This window comes from Ferrovibrio terrae (assembly GCF_943371255.1).
Classification (GTDB): Bacteria; Pseudomonadota; Alphaproteobacteria; order Ferrovibrionales; family Ferrovibrionaceae; genus Ferrovibrio; species Ferrovibrio terrae_B.
Map to the genome: position 1 here is coordinate 15,506 of NZ_CALRUC010000040.1, position 17,015 is coordinate 32,520.

18 protein-coding genes are annotated in these 17,015 nt (G+C 62.8%); 8 read left to right on the forward strand and 10 right to left on the reverse strand.

The window, feature by feature from the left end; genetic code table 11:
• Positions 1–130: 130 nt before the first annotated feature.
• Positions 131–1,531, forward strand: coding sequence for a DEAD/DEAH box helicase (locus AAG799_RS10570; RefSeq protein WP_341895795.1), 1,401 nt, complete (start codon positions 131–133; stop codon positions 1,529–1,531).
• A gap of 72 nt (positions 1,532–1,603) precedes the next feature.
• Here AAG799_RS10570 and pcaC read toward each other — a convergent pair whose 3' ends face one another.
• From pcaC to pcaH, 5 genes are read right to left on the reverse strand one after another with little or no spacing between them, the layout of a single operon-like run.
• On the reverse strand, positions 1,604–1,999 hold the full coding sequence (gene pcaC / locus AAG799_RS10575) for a 4-carboxymuconolactone decarboxylase (protein WP_297682773.1): 396 nt from the start codon (positions 1,997–1,999) through the stop codon (positions 1,604–1,606).
• 11 nt (positions 2,000–2,010) lie between these two features.
• Positions 2,011–2,793: a 3-oxoadipate enol-lactonase gene (gene pcaD, locus AAG799_RS10580; protein ID WP_341895796.1), complete on the reverse strand. Its 783-nt coding sequence runs from the start codon at positions 2,791–2,793 to the stop codon at positions 2,011–2,013.
• 27 nt (positions 2,794–2,820) lie between these two features.
• Positions 2,821–4,185 (reverse strand): 3-carboxy-cis,cis-muconate cycloisomerase, encoded by a 1,365-nt coding sequence (locus AAG799_RS10585; RefSeq protein WP_341895797.1) that lies wholly within the window; start codon positions 4,183–4,185, stop codon positions 2,821–2,823.
• Between the two features lie 28 nt (positions 4,186–4,213).
• Positions 4,214–4,786, reverse strand: a complete 573-nt coding sequence (pcaG, locus tag AAG799_RS10590) for a protocatechuate 3,4-dioxygenase subunit alpha (protein ID WP_341895798.1) — start codon at positions 4,784–4,786, stop codon at positions 4,214–4,216.
• A gap of 20 nt (positions 4,787–4,806) precedes the next feature.
• The gene (gene pcaH / locus AAG799_RS10595) at positions 4,807–5,514 is read right to left on the reverse strand and encodes a protocatechuate 3,4-dioxygenase subunit beta (protein ID WP_341895799.1); all 708 of its coding nucleotides are present in this window, start codon (positions 5,512–5,514) and stop codon (positions 4,807–4,809) included.
• Positions 5,515–5,665: 151 nt separating this feature from the next.
• Between pcaH and AAG799_RS10600 the strand changes: the two genes are divergently transcribed.
• The gene (locus tag AAG799_RS10600; protein ID WP_341895800.1) at positions 5,666–6,433 is read left to right on the forward strand and encodes an IclR family transcriptional regulator; all 768 of its coding nucleotides are present in this window, start codon (positions 5,666–5,668) and stop codon (positions 6,431–6,433) included.
• A gap of 13 nt (positions 6,434–6,446) precedes the next feature.
• On the opposite strand, the gene AAG799_RS10605 is transcribed toward AAG799_RS10600, so the two are convergent.
• Positions 6,447–6,860, reverse strand: coding sequence for an acyl-CoA thioesterase (locus AAG799_RS10605; protein ID WP_341895801.1), 414 nt, complete (start codon positions 6,858–6,860; stop codon positions 6,447–6,449).
• 152 nt (positions 6,861–7,012) lie between these two features.
• Between AAG799_RS10605 and AAG799_RS10610 the strand changes: the two genes are divergently transcribed.
• Positions 7,013–7,504 (forward strand): MarR family transcriptional regulator, encoded by a 492-nt coding sequence (locus AAG799_RS10610; RefSeq protein ID WP_341895802.1) that lies wholly within the window; start codon positions 7,013–7,015, stop codon positions 7,502–7,504.
• 10 nt (positions 7,505–7,514) lie between these two features.
• Here the strand turns inward: AAG799_RS10610 and AAG799_RS10615 are convergent, their stop codons facing one another.
• The 4 genes from AAG799_RS10615 to AAG799_RS10630 all read right to left on the reverse strand — a co-directional run bounded on the left by AAG799_RS10615 (position 7,515) and on the right by AAG799_RS10630 (position 12,131).
• Positions 7,515–8,771, reverse strand: coding sequence for a thiolase family protein (locus AAG799_RS10615; protein ID WP_341895803.1), 1,257 nt, complete (start codon positions 8,769–8,771; stop codon positions 7,515–7,517).
• Positions 8,761–10,626, reverse strand: a complete 1,866-nt coding sequence (locus AAG799_RS10620; RefSeq protein WP_341895804.1) for a feruloyl-CoA synthase — start codon at positions 10,624–10,626, stop codon at positions 8,761–8,763. The genes AAG799_RS10615 and AAG799_RS10620 overlap by 11 nt, the downstream gene beginning before the upstream one ends.
• Positions 10,627–10,723: 97 nt before the next feature.
• Positions 10,724–11,539 carry a crotonase/enoyl-CoA hydratase family protein gene (locus AAG799_RS10625; protein ID WP_341895805.1) on the reverse strand — a complete coding sequence of 272 codons (816 nt, stop codon included), beginning with the start codon at positions 11,537–11,539 and terminating at the stop codon, positions 10,724–10,726.
• Positions 11,540–11,744: 205 nt separating this feature from the next.
• Entirely contained in the window at positions 11,745–12,131 is a 387-nt protein-coding gene (locus AAG799_RS10630; protein ID WP_341895806.1) for an HPF/RaiA family ribosome-associated protein, read from the reverse strand.
• A gap of 194 nt (positions 12,132–12,325) precedes the next feature.
• Here AAG799_RS10630 and AAG799_RS10635 point away from each other — a divergent pair, with 194 nt between their 5' ends.
• From AAG799_RS10635 to AAG799_RS10655, 5 genes are all read left to right on the forward strand, one after another.
• Positions 12,326–12,511: a CsbD family protein gene (locus tag AAG799_RS10635; protein ID WP_341895807.1), complete on the forward strand. Its 186-nt coding sequence runs from the start codon at positions 12,326–12,328 to the stop codon at positions 12,509–12,511.
• A gap of 278 nt (positions 12,512–12,789) precedes the next feature.
• Positions 12,790–13,788 carry an NAD(P)-dependent oxidoreductase gene (locus AAG799_RS10640; protein ID WP_341895808.1) on the forward strand — a complete coding sequence of 333 codons (999 nt, stop codon included), beginning with the start codon at positions 12,790–12,792 and terminating at the stop codon, positions 13,786–13,788.
• A 38-nt stretch (positions 13,789–13,826) separates the two neighbouring features.
• Positions 13,827–14,831 (forward strand): sialic acid TRAP transporter substrate-binding protein SiaP, encoded by a 1,005-nt coding sequence (locus AAG799_RS10645; RefSeq protein WP_341895809.1) that lies wholly within the window; start codon positions 13,827–13,829, stop codon positions 14,829–14,831.
• Between the two features lie 14 nt (positions 14,832–14,845).
• Entirely contained in the window at positions 14,846–15,412 is a 567-nt protein-coding gene (locus AAG799_RS10650) for a TRAP transporter small permease (protein WP_341895810.1), read from the forward strand.
• An 8-nt stretch (positions 15,413–15,420) separates the two neighbouring features.
• Positions 15,421–16,824 (forward strand): TRAP transporter large permease, encoded by a 1,404-nt coding sequence (locus tag AAG799_RS10655; protein ID WP_341895811.1) that lies wholly within the window; start codon positions 15,421–15,423, stop codon positions 16,822–16,824.
• Positions 16,825–17,015: the final 191 nt, after the last annotated feature.

Consider the following 17,015-nt stretch of genomic DNA (forward strand, 5'->3'; position numbering starts at 1 on the left):
GGGTGCCTTCAGTCTCTCTTCATTACGACCCAGGTCACGCGGGGCGTTTCATCGGTCCCCGCGTCCGACCGTTGCGCTGCAGGCGATTCACGCCCCGCGCCGTCGTATGCTTTGTTTCAAGGATTCCCCTTTGACCAGCTTTAATGATCTTGGCCTCAACCAGGCCCTGCTCGCCGCCATCACCGCCGGCAAATACACCCAGCCGACCCCGATCCAGGCCCAGGCCATTCCGCCCGTGCTGCAGGGTCGCGACCTGCTCGGCATCGCCCAGACCGGCACCGGCAAGACCGCCGCTTTCGCGCTGCCGATCCTGCATCGCCTCGCCGCCGGTAACCGCCGCCCGGCGCCGAAGACCTGCCGCGCACTGATCCTGAGCCCGACGCGCGAACTGGCCTCGCAGATCGCCGAGAAATTCCGCTCCTACGGCCATGACTCCAAGCTGAGCGTTGCCACCGTGTTCGGCGGTGTCGGCATGAACCCGCAGGTGCAGGCCCTGGCCCGCGGCGTCGATGTCCTCGTCGCCACGCCCGGCCGCCTGATGGATCATATGCAGCAGGGTACCCTGCGCCTCGACGCCGTCGAGACCGTGGTGCTGGATGAAGCCGACCAGATGCTGGATCTCGGCTTCGTGCATGCGATCAAGCGCATTTCCCAGGCCCTGCCCAAGCAGCGCCAGAGCCTGTTCTTCTCGGCCACCATGCCGCAGAACATCGCCCAGCTCGCTGCCGGCTTCCTGAAGGATCCGGTGCGCGTTGAGGTCACCCCGGCCGCCACCACGGTCGAACGGATCGACCAGCAGGTGATCTTCATCGAAGCCGAGCGCAAGCGTGCCCTGCTGCTGGAGATCATGGCCAACCCCGACATCACCCGCGCCCTGGTCTTCACCCGCACCAAGCATGGCGCCGACCGCGTCGCCCGCCATCTGGCCGGCGGCAACGTGCCCGCCGCAGCCATCCATGGCAACAAGTCCCAGAGCCAGCGCGAGCGCGCCCTGGCCGATTTCAAGGCCGGCCGCATCCGCGTGCTGGTCGCCACCGACATCGCCGCCCGCGGCATCGATGTCACCGGCGTCAGCCATGTGGTGAATTTCGAACTGCCGAACGTGCCGGAAAGCTATGTGCACCGCATCGGCCGCACCGCGCGCGCCGGCAAGGACGGCATGGCGATCTCGCTCTGCTCGCAGGACGAACGCGCCTATCTGCGCGACATCGAGAAGGTGACGCGCCAGCGCATTGCCGCCACCGACCGTCGCGGTGACGAAAAGCTGGCCGCAGCCACCGCCGCCGAACCGCGTCACGAAAGCCGGCCGCAGCAGCCGCGTCCGCATGGTCATGGCCGCGGTGGTCAGCGCAGCGATGCGCGCCGCAGCGAAGGTGGCCATCGTTCCGAGGGCGCCGCCCGCCAGGACGGCCAGCCGCAGCAGAACCGCAAGCCCGGTGGCGGCGGTCGCCGCTTCGGCAAGCCCGGCCAGGGTCAGGGCCAGCGCACCAACAGCCAGGATCGTGGCGGCCAGCGCGGCAACGTTCACTGATCCATACCACCATCGAATAAAAAACGGCGCCCTGGTGGCGCCGTTTTCATATCCGCAGTGTCGCAGTGCGGCTCAGAATTTATGGCCATCCTTTTCCATCTGGGCGAACACCTCCTCCGCCCAGTGGGTAGCGCTGTTACCCGCCGGCACACCGCAATAAACAGCCGCCTGCTTGATCACCGCACGGATGTCGTTCTTGGTCAGGCCGTTGTTAAACGCGGCCTTCACATGCAGCTTGAACTCGTCAATACGGTTCAGCGCGATCATGGTGGACAGCACCATGCAGCTGCGCGTCTTGCGATCCAGCGTCGTATCGGTCCAGATCTCGCCCCAGGCATAGCGGGTGATGAAGTTCTGGAAGTCACCGTTGAAGTCGGTGATTTTCGTCAGCGAGCGGTCGACATGGGCATCGCCCAGAACCCCGCGCCGCACCTTCATGCCAGCGTCGTAACGATCCTTGTCATCCATTTCAGTCTCTCCTAGCCGGCGAGGAAGCCGATCACTGTTTTGGTGAACTCGGGCGCCACCTCGACATTGGAGAGATGGGCGGCCGGGAATTCGACATAGCGGGCGCCGGGAATGGTCTCGGCGACAAACCGCCCATCCAGCGCGGCGGTTGCCAGATCATGCGTGCCGGCGATCACCATGGTGGGGGTGCGGATGGCCGCGATGCTGCTGCGCTGGTCCATGTCGCGCACGGCGGCACAGGCGCCGCAATAGCCTTCCGGCCTCGTCGCCAGCAACTGGGCGGAAATCCGTTCCACTTCGGCCGGCTGCGCCTTCACGAAACCTTCGGTGAACCAGCGCTGGATCACGCCCGGCACGATGGCGGCCATGCCGCCTTTCTCTACCGCCGCTATGCGGGTGTTCCACACATCCGGCGTGCCGATCTTGGCCGCCGTGTTGCACAGCACGAGTTTGCTGAAGCGCTGCGGTGCATGCACGCCAAGCCACATCCCGGTCATGCCGCCCATCGAAAGACCGCAGAACATCGCCTTGGGGATGGCCAGAGCATCCATCAGGGCCAGCACATCCTTGCCCAGGCGGTCGACCTGATACGGTGCCGGCGACAGGCCCGACTCGCCATGGCCACGGGTATCGTAACGCAGCACACGGAAATTCTGCACCAGCGCCGGCATCTGCGGTTCCCACATGCCGAGATCCGTGCCCAGCGAATTCGACATCACCAGAACCGGCGCCCCTTCGGGACCATCGAAACGGTAATGCAGGGCGACGCCATCATCAGTGGCGATTTGCGGCATGGACTCCTCCGGATGTGCTTTTTGTTGTTATCGACGGCGTTTAGCGAGAACCCGATCTATCAGGGCGGTGGCGACACCGATATAGCCCAGCGGATCGAACAGCTTGGTCAGCGCTTCGCCTTTGAGATGGGGCTGCACGGCCTGGTCTTGGGCCAGCACATCGCGCAGATGGCGCTTCTCCGTCACGGCGCGTTTCGAGGCTGCCTCGACCAGGTGGTGCGCAGCCTGCTTGCCGATCTGTGCCCCCAGCGCCATGGCCACGGCTTCCGCCATGATCAGGCCGTTGGTGACATCGAGATTGGCACGCATCCGCGCTGCATCGATTTCCATCCCGGCCATGGTTTCGGTCATATGAGCCAGCGCACCGGCACTGAGCTGCAGCAGTTCGGGCAGCACGGTCCATTCGGCATGCCAGCCGCCAAGGCCGCGCTCATGCTCCTGCACCATGCCGCTGAGCAGGCTGCCGACCAGATGCGGCACGCGGGTAGCGGCGGCCAGCACGGCAGCGGAGGCCACCGGATTGCGTTTGTGCGGCATGGTGGACGAGCCACCACGTCCCTCACCGGCCGGCTCAAAGGCCTCGCCCACATCGGTCTGCATCAGCAGCGCCACATCGCGCGCCATCTTGCCCAGGCTGCCCGTGAGCAGGCCAAGCACCGTGGCGAGTTCCACCACGCGGTCGCGGGCGCCGTGCCAGGGCGTGGCCGGCAGCGTAAGTTTCAAATCGGCGGCCAGTGCCTCGGCTATCATCAGGCCCTTGTCGCCAAGGGCTGCCAGCGTGCCGGCGGCGCCGCCGAATTGCAGCACCAGCAGGCGCGGTTTGAGTTCGGCAATGCGTTCGCGGTGGCGCTCGACGGCATCGAGCCAGCCGGCAGCCTTCAGGCCGAAGGTGACCGGCAGGGCATGCTGCAGCCAGGTGCGGCCCACCATGGGCGTTTCACGATGCTTCTGGGCAAGCGTCGCCAGAGCTTCGGAGAGTCTCGCGAGATCGGCTTCAATCAGGCCGAGCGCGGTGCGCAGCTGCAGCACCAGGCCAGTATCCATCGCATCCTGGCTGGTGGCGCCCCAATGCACGAAACCGGCCGCATCCTTGTCCCTGGCCGCGACGTTCGCCGTCAGCGCCTTGACCAGCGGTATGGCGCTGTTGCCGCCACGGGTGGCGCCATCGGCAATGGCGGCCAGATCATACAGTGCCGCATCGCATTGCGCGGCGATCGGGCCGGCGGCGGCAGCCGGGATCACGCCGGTTTTCGCCTCGGCGCGCGCCAGGGCGGCCTCGAAATCGAGCATGCCCTGCAGATGGGCGCGGTCGGTGAAGACCGCGGCCATGGCAGGGCTGTGGAACAGCGGCCCGAACAGGTTCAGGGGTGCAGGGGAATCCGGAATGGTCATGCCAGCATGTTGCTGACCCCGACGCGGATCAGCAATCGAAAAAGACGGTTTCGCCTTCACCCTGCATGCGAATGTCCCAGCGATACTCCGCCTTGCCGGCTGCACGATCGGCAATCAGGGTCGGGCGCCGGGCCGCATCCTCGATCACGCCCAGCACGGGGTCGTTGGCGTTGGCCGCCGCCTCGTCCGAGAAATAGATGCGGGTATAGAGGTGCTTCAGCATGCCGCGCATGAACAGGCAGATCACGATATGCGGCGCCTGCAGCGTGTTGCCCGGCCCCGGCACGGCGCCCGGCTTCACCGTGGTGAAGCTGTAGCGGCCTTCCTTGTCGGTGGGCACGCGGCCAAAGCCGGTGAACTTGCCGTCCAGCGGCTTGTCCTGGGTGTCTTCCGGATGGGCGTATTTGCCGGCGGCATTGGCCTGCCAGAATTCGACCAGGGCATCGGGAACCGGCTGGCCTTCGCCATCCAGCACCCGGCCACTGATCACGATCTTTTCGCCTTTCGAGGCATCCTTGGCGATGTCGTTCACCGAAAGCGGCACCAGGCCGATATGCAGGTAAGGACCGACAGTGGCCGAAGCAGTGGGCATCAGGGTCATTTCAGGTATCTCCGGCCGTCTTACTTGTTTTCCATGTAGGTGGCGTCGCGGCCACGCAACACGATGTCCCACTGATAGCCCAGCGCAAATTCCGGCACCGTGGTCTCGAAATCGAATTTCGAGATCATGCTGTCGCGCGCGCGCTGATCGGTGACGCAATTGAAGATCGGGTCAAACGGCAGCAGCGGGTCGCCCGGGAAATACATCTGGGTGACCAGGCGCGTCATGAAGCTGGGCCCGAACAGCGAGAAATGGATGTGCTGCGGGCGCCAGGCATTGTGGTGATTGCGCCAGGGATAGGCACCGGGCTTGATGGTGACGAAGCGGTAGCGGCCTTCCGAGTCGGTGACGGCCCGGCCATAACCGGTGAAATTCGGATCGAGCGGCGCATCATGCTGATCGCCCGGATGCGGATAGCGGCCGCAGGCATTGGCCTGCCAGATCTCGATCAGCGAATGAGGCACCGGCTTGCCATCCTCGTCCAGCAGGCGGCCGGACAGCACGATACGCTCGCCCAGCGGCTCGCCGGCATGCTGCTTGGTCAGGTCATTGTCGAGCGGACCAACCCGGTCATGGCCGTAAACCGGCCCGGTGATCTCGGAGAGCGTCTGGGTCAGTTTGACCAGCGGCTTGCCAGGGGCGCGCTTGATCGAAGACTGATAGGGCGCATGCAGATAATTCGGCTGGGTGCCGGCTGCCGGCCGTTTATAGCCGATCAATTGGGACATGGTTTCCTCCGTCATACTTTGCCGACAACTATATCCGGTCGCCGGTGGCCTTGCGCTGATCTATGTCAAAGAGTTCGACAATTTCTTGACTTATTGTGCGTATAACGCACAATAGTTATATAATCAAACATTACAGGGAGGTCGCGCGGCCTTGTCAACCACCATCAACGCCCGGGATTTCTCGACCTCGCTTGCCCGTGGCCTGCGGGTCATTACCGCCTTCGACCGCGACAATGACGAGATGACCCTGAGCGAGGTGGCCCGCCGCGCCGACATGACGCGCGCCGCCGCGCGCCGCTATCTGCTCACACTCTGCGAACTCGGCTATGTCACCGGTGACGGCAAGTATTTCCGCCTCACCCCGCGCGTGCTGGAACTGGGCTTTGCCTTCCTGACGTCGATGCATATCTGGGAGCGCGCGCAGCCCTTCATGGAGCGGCTGACCGAGCAGGTGAATGAATCCTGCTCGATCTCGGTGCTGGAAGGCAGCGACATCGTTTATGTCGCCCGCGTCCCGACCAAGCGCATCATGTCGGTGGCACTGGGCATTGGCACCCGCCTGCCTGCTTTCTGCACCTCGATGGGCCGCGTGCTGCTGGCCGATCTGCGGCCCAGCGAACTGGAGCAGTTTTTCAGCGAGAGCAGTTTCAAACCGCTGACCCCGCATACCGTGACCGATCCGGCGGCGCTGCGTGAGCGCGTCAACGCGGCGCGCCGCGATGGCTTTGCCATGGTCGACCAGGAGCTGGAAATCGGGCTGCGTTCGATTGCCGTGCCGATCCGCAACCAGTCCGGCCGCGTGCTGGCGGCGATGAATGTCAGCGGCCATGCCAGCCGCATCAGCGCGGAAGAGATGCAGCAGCGCTATCTCTCGCCGCTGCTCTATGCCGCCGAAGGCATCCGCATGGCGCTGGCTTAAGCGCAGACCTGGCTTAATCGAACAGTTTGCGAATCTCGTCCGGCACCGGCAGGGCCTTGAGCCGGCCGGGCTTGTCAGCCCGCTCTGCCGCCCAGACCCGGCGCTCATAGCCTTCCACCGCCTGCACACCGGCATTGAACACTTTATGCACAACGAGGAAATGCTTCTCGCCCCATTCGGGAATGGAAGAATGCACCTCGATCACGTCGCCGAATTTTGACGGGCTGATGAATTTGGCATTCGCCTCGGCGATCGGAATGCCGACCACGCCATGCTGGTCGAAGATGGTGCGCATATCGATGCCGACGCTTTCCCACAGATGCCGCGTGGAGGCATCGAACCAGGCGAAATACCGCGGATAGAACACGATGCGGGCCGGATCGGCATCGCCCCATTCGACGGCCACCCGATGGATATGCGTCTTCATTAGTTTGCCTCCCAACTATCTCGCCAGTTTCGGTGCCAGCAATGGGCGGGTCAATGCAGATTTGCTGTATTGAACAACAATGCTGGAATACGATTTTCGGAAAATCGCCATATTCATTGTCATCCTTGGCCAGATTGTCTAAACCGGAAGTCATGGCCACCCCCCGCCGCAAATCCGCCCCCGTCGCAGCCGAAATCCCTGAGGAAAAGCAGCCGGTCGATCTCGGGCTGCTCGACAACCTGCTGGGCTACCGCCTGCGTCGGGCCCAGCTCGCCGTCTTCCAGGATTTTCTCGTCGCGATGAAAGGCTTCGAGTTGCGCCCGGCGCAATTCTCGGTGCTGGCAATCATCGCCGCCAATCCCGGTCTGAAGCAGTCGCGCGTCAGCGAGGCGCTGGGTATCAACCGCGCCAATTTTGTCGCCCTGCTGGATGAACTGGAGCAGCGCAAACTGGCCCGCCGCGCCCCGGCGCCCGGCGACCGCCGCTCGAACGCGCTGTATCTGACGCCCAAGGGCGAAGGCTTCCTGAAAGACGCCTATCGCCATCTGCTCGCACAACATGAAAAGCGGGTCGAGGCCGTGCTGGGCAGCGCCGACAAGCAGCTGCTGCTCGGCCTTCTGGATAAACTGACGACCCTGGCCTAGGGCTTACGGCCTAGTGTTTCCTGGCGGCATCGGGATTCTCGATCAGCAGGGCGATGCCCTGTCCGCCACCGATGCAGGCCGAAGCCACGCCATAGCGCAACCCGGACCGCTTCAGCTCCCGCGCCACCGTCACCGACAGGCGCACGCCCGTGGCACCCAGCGGATGGCCAATGGCAATCGCCCCGCCATTCACATTCAGTTTCTCGCGCGGAATGTTCAGCGCCCGCATGCAGGCCATGACCTGGGCACCGAAGGCTTCGTTGATCTCGAAGCGGTCGATCTGGTCCACGGAGATACCAGCCTTGGCACAGAGCGCCTGGATCGCCGGCACCGGGCCGATGCCCATGATTTCCGGCCGCACACCCACACTGGCGCCCGCCACCACGCGGCCGAGCGCAGTGCGGCCCTTGGCGCGGAGATAATCGCCGGACACGACAATAGCCGCAGCGGCGCCATCCACCACGGCAGATGAGTTGCCGCCGGTCTGCACGCCGCCGAAGGCCGGCCGGATCTTGGCCAATGCCTCCACCGGAGAGGGCCGCACATGGGTGTCTTCGGTGACTTCCGGCGTCTTGCGGTTCATCTTGATGCCGCGGCTGTTATAGCCGGGCAAGGCGAATTCCTCGCTGGCGACCGGCGCAATCTCGCCCCTGAAATAGCCGTCTGCTTTTGCCTTCACCGCGCGGTCGAAACTTTCGGCAGCGTAAGAGTCCACTTCCTCGCGGGTGATCTGGTATTCGCGCGCCAGATTCTCTGCCGTGTCCCCCATCATGATGCCGGGTGCCGGATCGATCAGGGCTTCCCAGAGGAAATCCTTGAACTCCACCTGGCCCAGGCGGAAGCCATTGCGATGGGTATAGGCCGCCACCGGATTGCGGCTCATCGATTCAGCGCCCACCACCAGGCCGGCCTCGGTCTGGCCCATGGCAATCTGGCCGGCAGCCTGCATGATCGCCTCGATACCGGTGCCGCAGACGCGCTGCACCAGATGCGCCGGCACTTCAATCGGCACACCGGCATAGAGCCCGACATGGCGCGGCAGCATATAGGCATCATAGGAGGCCTGCGCCATGTTGCCGGCCACCACGGTGCCGATATCGGCGGCCGGCATCTCAGCCTTTTTCAACACTTCCTTGGCCACCTTGATACCGAGATCAATCGGCGACACATCGGCCAATGCGCCCATATAGTCGGCAAACGGCGTGCGCACGCCGTCCAGCAGCCAGATATCGTCATAGGCTTGGGCGAGACCGGGTTTAGGCGACATTGGCGATTCTCTCGTTGGCAGTGATGACACGGGGAGACGGTTGGGCGGCATACAGGTCGGCAACCAGTGCGGCGCGGTGATCGAGCACGGCACGCTGGTTGATCGACCCCTTGTCGGTGACCTCGCCGACATCCAGCGAGGGCATTTCGTCCATCAGGACAATGCGCTCGATGCGACTGGCGCTGCCGGTGGCCTGCTGCGCAAAACTCGCCAGCAGCTCGGCGAAACGGCGGCGGACATGGGGGTCATGAGCAATCTGCGCAAGCCCGGCAGTGGCCGGCAGATCGGGGCAGAGCGCACGGCAGTTATCGAGATCCAGGATCACCAGGCCGGCGAGAGTGTCGCGATCATGGCCCGCGATCACCACATCGCGCACGAAGGGCGCGAAATGGGCGATGAAACGGGCGCGCAACGGCCCGACACTGACCCAGGTGCCGCTGGTGAGCTTGAAATCTTCCGAGATACGGCCATCGAACATCAGGCCCTTTTCGGGCTTGTCTGCATCTATGAAGCGGGCGGCATCGCCCATCTTGTAATAGCCATCCTCATCAAAGGCCTTGCCGCTGACCTCGGGCATGCGCCAGTAGCCCGGCGTGATGTTGGGGCCGCGCACGCGCACTTCCAGTTTCTGGCCATTCGGCACCAGCTTCAGTTCCAGACCCGGCACCGGCAGGCCGATGATGCCGGAGCGGTCAACCGGCCAGTTGGCACAGAGCGCAAAGGGCGCCGTTTCAGTGGAACCCAGGCCGCTGATAATCGGAATGCGCATGCCGATGGTCTCGACCGCCAGGTCTTCCATCGCAGTCCAGACATGCTGCGGCAGGGCCGCACCGGAAAAGAAGATCATCTTCAGGCGGCTGAAGAAGGTCTCGCGCAGGGCCCTGTCGTCCCGCAGATACGGCACCAGCATTTCAAAGCCCTTGGGGACATTGAAATAGACGGTTGGCGCGATCTCGCGCAGATTGCGCACCGTGCGTTCGATCAGGGCCGGCACCGGCTTGCCATCGTCGATATAGAGCGAACCGCCGTTATACAACGTGATGCCGATATTGTGGTTGCCACCGAAGGTGTGGTTCCACGGCAGCCAGTCGATGAAGACCGGCGGCTCCTCGGCAAAGACCGGCAGCGACTGCGCGATCATCTGTTGATTGCTGCACAGCATGCGCTGGGTGTTGATCACGCCCTTTGGCATGCCGGTGGAGCCAGAGGTGAACAGGAATTTCGCCACCGTATCCGGCGTGACAGCGGCATGGGCATGTTCGACCGCTTCACCCGGCTGCGATGTCAATAGCGCATCGAAACCGGTCACGGCCCGGCCGCTGATCGGATTGACGGTCACTACGATTTCCACATCCGCCGGAACAGCGGCGTTGAGCGCGGCGGCATAGCGTGCGCCATCATTGGCAAAGACCATGCCGGGCTTCAGCAGGCCAAGCACATGCTTGAGTTTGGCATGGTCGGTCGACACCAGTGCATAGGCCGGGGAAATCGCCGCCGAAGGCACACCGACATACTGCGCCGCCAGCGCCAGCTGCACATGTTCCAGATCGTTGTCGGACAGGATCGCTACCGGGCGCTCGGCTGACAGCTTGCGGTCCAACAGTGCCTGGCCGATGGCGCGCACATTGCGCAGCAGATCGGCATAGGTGAGCCGGCGCCATGTTCCGTCAACCGCTCGCTGCGCCATGAAGGTACGCTCAGGGGCCAGTTTGGCCCAGTGCAGCAGGCGTTCGGTCAGCTTGTCGGGATAGGCATCCAGCGGCTCAGGCGAGCGCATCAGGATGGTGCCATCCGGCAACCGGGTGAATTCAGTATCGGCGCGGCCATAATTGACCTGGCGATGCGGATGACTCATACGCAACAACTCCTCCCGAGTCCGTTCTGTCGCCCTCTCATGGGGCCCCCTCTGCTGGGGTACGGCCGCCGCGGTACGCGCGGTCGGGCCGGTAGCCTTACTTCTTACCGACCTTGCCGGCGCGCTTTTCGAGAAAATCCTTGATCCGCGTCTTGGCTTCGATATCGGCCTGGGCGATGGATGAGATCATAGCCTCCATCATGTAGCCGGCCTCTGGCGAGCTGTCGGCAATGCGCGGCAGTGCATGCATGACGGCGAAATTGGTCATCGGCGCATTGGCGGCAATCTTCTGCGCCAGTTCCATCGCCTTGGCCATGCCTTCACCCGGACCGACCAAGTATTGCGACAAGCCAAGCGTATGGCCTTCTTCGGCGTTATACACGCGGCCGGTCAGCATCATGTCCATCATGCGTGCCGTGCCGATCAGCTTTGGGATGCGCACCGAGCCACCGCCGCCAACAAAGATGCCGCGCTGGCCTTCAGGCAATGCATAGAAAGCCGAGGCTTCGGCCACTCGCACATGGGTGGAAGCCGCCAGCTCCAGGCCGCCGCCGATCACGGCACCATGCAGCACCGAGATCACCGGCACCTTGCCGAACTGGATATGGCGGAAAGACTCATGCCACATGCGCGAATGAAATACGCCGTCGGTGGATGACAGTTCCTGCGTCGCGCTCAGGTCAAGGCCGGCTGAGAAATGCTCGCCCTCGCCATCCAGTACCACCGCCCTTACACCGGTTGGCGGATTGAGGAAAAATGCCTGCAGACCGAGAACCGTGACGTTGTCCAGGGCGTTCCGCTTTTCCACGCGCTGCAGCTTCAGCACGGCGATATCACCCTCGATGCTCACACTGAGCGTCGGCGGCAAACCGAGATTGGCGGCGGTATGACGGTCAACAGGATCGAGACGCATGGCGTTTATCTTTTTTGCTTCGTTCATAATTGTTATGAAGCATAACGATTTCTGCCGGGATGGCAAGATGACAGAATTCCGGCTGAAAACTTATATTTTCAGGGTCCGGGCTTTCATGAAAAAGGCAAACCGGCGCCGCAGCCAGATCCGTATCATCTGACTGGCGCCAGGCCAGAGGCTTTAGGTCAGGTCCTTCAGCGGGGCGCTAACCCACCGATATGGAGCCGTCCTCGGCGATACGCTTGGTGGCGCCCTTGCGGGAATGCGAGGTCTCACGCAATTGCCGCTCGACCGCCTCGAAGACATGAGTCACCACGGCGAGCTGGTCACCCTTGGATTCACGCCGCGCTTCGCTGTCCTTCACCACGATGACCGGACGGCCGCGCAATTCGACTTCAACCGAGATGGCCAGCGGGAGCTTGGCGCCGCCGGCACTGCGATGCGGAATTTCAGCAACCACACGGCAGCCAATGATATGGGCATGTTGCTGCAATCTTTCGACCCGTTGCCGGATCGCTGCCTCAAGGGCAGGCGAGCTTTCCATGTTGCGAAAGACAATCTGTAGCGGCCGTTCCATCCCGGTCTGTGCCATGCGACATCTCCCTTTGCTTCGCTCAAATCTTACAACCCTTTCCGCGTCGACATGTTCCTAAAAACAATGCCGCAGTCTGATTAACTGCGAAAAATGCAGTAACCTCACAACCAGGCCGCATTCGCAGCTTCCATTCGGAACGTCCCCGGGGGCAGTGCGTTTACCTGTGTCACTGCAACACACAGGAGCACACCATGGACAAGGATCGCATCGAAGGTACGGCCAAGCAGATCAAGGGCAACCTGAAGGAGGGCGTCGGTCGCCTGACCGGTGATGCCAAGCTGAAAACCGAAGGCAAAGCCGATCAGGTCGAGGGCAAGCTGCAGAATGCCGTGGGCGGCGCCAAGGATGCCGTGCGGGACGCAGTGAAAAAGCACTGAGCCGCTATAACGCCCGATCCCCAAGAAAACCGGGCCCTAAGGGGTCCGGTTTTTTTTGTTGCCTGCTTGTTACCCGCGCCTGTGATTGGCGGGTGAAACGCCCAATTAGATGGCAACCCAAGGCAGATAATTGCCGCCATTCTGAGCCATATCCAGCCTGACTCGATCAAAATAAGTGACTGAACTCTGGCACTTTTCTTGCGTATACAGCTTGCATACAGAAACCAGGCCAGGCCACTTTTCCTATGTCAGTCCCGATTTCCGCCCCAGCGCCCGCTGTGGCTTTGGCTATCACCGGCGCCAGCGGCTTCATCGGCCTGAATGTGGTCGAACAGGCACTTGCCGCCGGTCGCCGCGTGGTGGCCTTCGATCTGCAGCCTTTGCCGGAAGCCGCAAAACAGGCCTTTGCCGCTCTGCCCGGCACGCTGGTCGAACATGTCGGCGATCTCACCGTGGCGACGGATCGTGCCCGCTTCCTGGCAGAACCCGGCATCGATGCCCTGATCCAGGCCGCCGCCATTACACCCGATGCCGCGCGCGAGCGCGATGCGCCGGGCTCTGTCTTCGCCATCAATACAGCCGCCGCGCTGGACTGCATCAGCGAAGCTGTGGCGCGCGGCATCCCGCGCATTGTCGCCGTTTCGTCGGTATCGGCCTATGGCATGGTGCCTGACGATCTCGCTGCTATCGACGAAGACACCCCGCTCAACCCGTTCAATCTCTATGGCTTGTCGAAACTGGCGCTGGAGCGCGGCCTGGTCCGGCTGCAGCAACTCAAGCCCTTCAACCTGACCATCGCCCGTCTCAGCCCGCAGTTCGGTCGCTGGGAATGGCGCAGCGGTAAGCGCGATGCGCTATCGGCCCTGCTGCAATGCCTGGCACTGGCCCGCAGCGGCCGCGAGGTGGTACTGCCGCGCGACGTCACCATCGACTGGCTCTATGCCGCCGATGCCGGCCGCGCCCTGCTGATGCTGGCCGATGCCGGCACCGTGCCGTTTTCTGTCTGCAATATCGGTTCCGGCCGGCGCTTCCTGATGTCGCAGTGGTGCGAGCAGATCGCACAAGCCGTGCCCGACTTCCAATGGCGAGTTGCCGCCAATGAAGCCAACGTCATCGTCAATCCGGGTTTCAACCGCGCACCGCAGAACATTGCGCGCATGGCCACCATCGGCTGGCAGCCCGCTCTCGGCCTGACGGCCGCCTTCGCTGATTACAGCACTTTCATCACCCGTCACCCCGCCTTTGCCCCGGAACAGCAATGGCTGGCTGCACCCTGATTACGCGTCATCCGAAGATCCAACCCACGGAGCCTGTCATGACCATGTTACATCGTCGCGTTTTCCGCCCGCTCAGCCTGTCGCTGGCCGTCATTGCCACTCTTGGTGCTACAGCGCTCACCAAACCTGCCGCTGCGCAGACCACGGTGAAATGGGCCTATGTCTACGAACCCGGCGAACCGCACCACAAGGGTGCGGTCTTCGCCGCCGAGCAGATCGAGAAGCAGACCAACGGCAAGTACAAGATCCAGCTCTTCCCCTCGGCCGTGCTGGGCAAGGAATCCGACCTCAACCAGGGACTGTCGCTCGGCACCGTCGACATGACGATCAGCGCCGCCAGCTTCCAGGCGCAGGTGGCCAAGCGCATCGGCGTCGCCTATTTCCCCTTCGTGTTCCGCGATTTCGATCATGTGATGGCCTATGCCCGCAGCGACATCTACAAGGAATTCGCCGAGGATTACCGCAAGGCCACCGGCAACCATATCGTGGCACTGACCTATGCCGCCGAGCGACAGGTCACCTCCAACAAACCGGTGCTCAAGCCTGAAGACATGCGCGGCCTGAAGATTCGCGTGCCGGATGCCGCCGCCTACATGGCCTTCCCCAAAGCACTGAGTGCCAATCCGACGCCGATCGCGTTGGCCGAGGTGTATCTGGCGCTGCAGAGCGGCGTGGTCGATGCGCAGGAGAACGCCTTCAACACCATCTGGTCGCGCAAGTTCCACGAAGTGCAGAAGCACATCATGCTGACCGGCCATGTGATCGACTCGCTGAACTCGATCATCAGCGGCGGCCTGTGGGCGAAACTCTCGGCCGATGACCGCAAGGTCTTCGTCGCGGCGATGCAGGCCGGCGCCCTGCTGGCCAGCCAGCAGATCCGCGAACAGGACACCCAGCTGATGAACGAGATCAAGAAGCTGAATGTCACCACCATCCATCCCGTCGACAAGGAAGCCTTCCGCAAGGCCGTGCTGGCCAACTCCAAACCGGAGGATTTCGGATATCAGCGCAATGATTACGACCGCATCCTGGCATTGAAGTAAGGCAGGCGCCGGGAATGATCGAAACCAAACACCCTCCCGGCATTGAAGAGGCCGTGCTCGATGAGCACGGCCAGTTCAACGTTGCCGATGCCGAAGTCGACCTGAAGCCCTACCGCTTCGAAGATTGGCTCGCCATGGGCATCTTCTGGGTGCTCGGCACCACGGTCTTCTATCAATTCTTCACCCGCTACCTGCTCAACGACTCGGCCGCCTGGACCGAAGAGATCGCGCGCTATCTGTTGATCTGCGTCGTCTTCATCGGCGCGGTCGGCGCCGTGCGCAAGAACAATCATATCCAGGTCGATTTCTTCTATCACATCCTGCCGGCAAAGCTGGTGCGGGGCATGTCGACCATGATCGACCTGCTGCGCATCAGTTTCTTCGCCTATGCCTGCTGGATGACCTGGAACCTGATCCAGCGCATTGGCTTCCAGCCGATGTCGGTGGTCGATCTGCCGATGGGCATTGTCTACAGCGTGGTTCTGCTGGGCTTCGTGATGATGACCGGCCGCGCCGTGCAGGTTGCCATCACGCATTGGCGCCAGGGCTACAGCGTGCTTGAACGCCCCGACACGAACTGAGGTTTACCGTGAGTGCCACCGCCTTCAAGCTGATGTTCCTGGCCCTGATGGGCTCAGGGATTCCCGTCGCCATCGCCATGGCCGGTGCCGCGCTGATCTACATCATGAGCACCGGCATTGCGCCGGATTTCGTGGTGATTCACCGGATGTTTTCCGGCCTCGACAGTTTTCCGCTGCTGGCCGTGCCGTTCTTCATCCTTGCCGGTAACCTGATGAATTCGGCCGGGATCACCAACCGTATCTATAATTTCGCACTCGGCCTGGTCGGCTGGATGCGCGGCGGCCTGGGTCATGTGAATGTGGTCGGCTCGGTGATCTTTGCCGGCATGTCGGGCACTGCGGTGGCCGATGCCGCGGGCCTCGGCACCATCGAGATCCGCGCCATGAAGGAACATGGCTATGACGTGGAGTTTGCCGTCGGCATCACGGCGGCGTCTGCCACGCTGGGGCCGATCATCCCACCATCCCTGCCCTTCGTGATCTACGGCATGATGGCCAGTGTTTCGATCGGCCAGCTGTTCCTGGCTGGCATCCTGCCCGGCGTGGTGATGGCGGCCCTGATGATGCTGACCGTCAGCTTCTTTGCCTGGCGCAACCAATGGGGTGGCGACATTCCGTTTGAATGGCGGCGCATCCTGGGCGTGTTCACCGAACTCGCCGTGCTGATCCTCATGCCCACGCTGGTTTTCTTCGCCATCGACTGGGGCGCCCCGCCGCGGACGACCGTGATCGTCGCGCTGGCCCTGCTGCTGGTGATGGACAGGGTCTTCCGCTTTTCCGCCGTGCTGCCGCTGCTGACCCCCATCCTGCTGATCGGCGGCATGACCTCGGGACTGTTCACTGCCACCGAAGGCGCCATTGCCGCCTGCGTCTGGGCCCTGTTCCTCGGGCTGGTCTGGTACCGCACGCTGAACTGGAAGATGTTCGTCAAGGCATCACAGGAAACCGTGGAGACCACCGCGACGGTGTTGTTCATCGTGTCGGCGGCGTCCGTCTTCGGCTGGGTGCTGGCCGCGTCGCGCACCACCGAAATGATTGCCCAGTGGGTGCTGGATTTCACCAGCAACCCGATGATGTTCCTGCTGCTGGTCAACATCCTGATGCTGTTTGTCGGCTGCTTCCTCGAACCCACCGCCGCCATCACCATCCTGACGCCGATCCTGCTGCCGATCGTGCTCAAGCTCGGCATCGATCCGGTGCATTTTGGCCTGGTGATGGTGCTGAACCTGATGATCGGCCTGCTGCATCCGCCGATGGGGCTGGTGCTGTTCGTGCTGGCGCGCGTCGCCAATCTCAGCCTCGAACGCACGACGATGGCCATCCTGCCATGGCTGGCACCCTTGCTGCTCAGCCTTGGGCTGGTAACCTACTTCCCCGCGATCAGCCTGTGGCTGCCGCAGCTGCTGAAATGAACCGAGGCTCATTGTGCTGAGACAAAATACCCTGAAACCCCGCCTGCTCGCCGGTGAACAGGTGCTCGGCCCCTGGGTGACGCTGGACAACGCGGCCACCAGTGAAATCTTCGGCCTCGCCGGCTTCGATTTCGTCATCATCGACCAGGAGCACGGCCGCGGCACGCCGGAAACCCTGATCGGGCATCTGC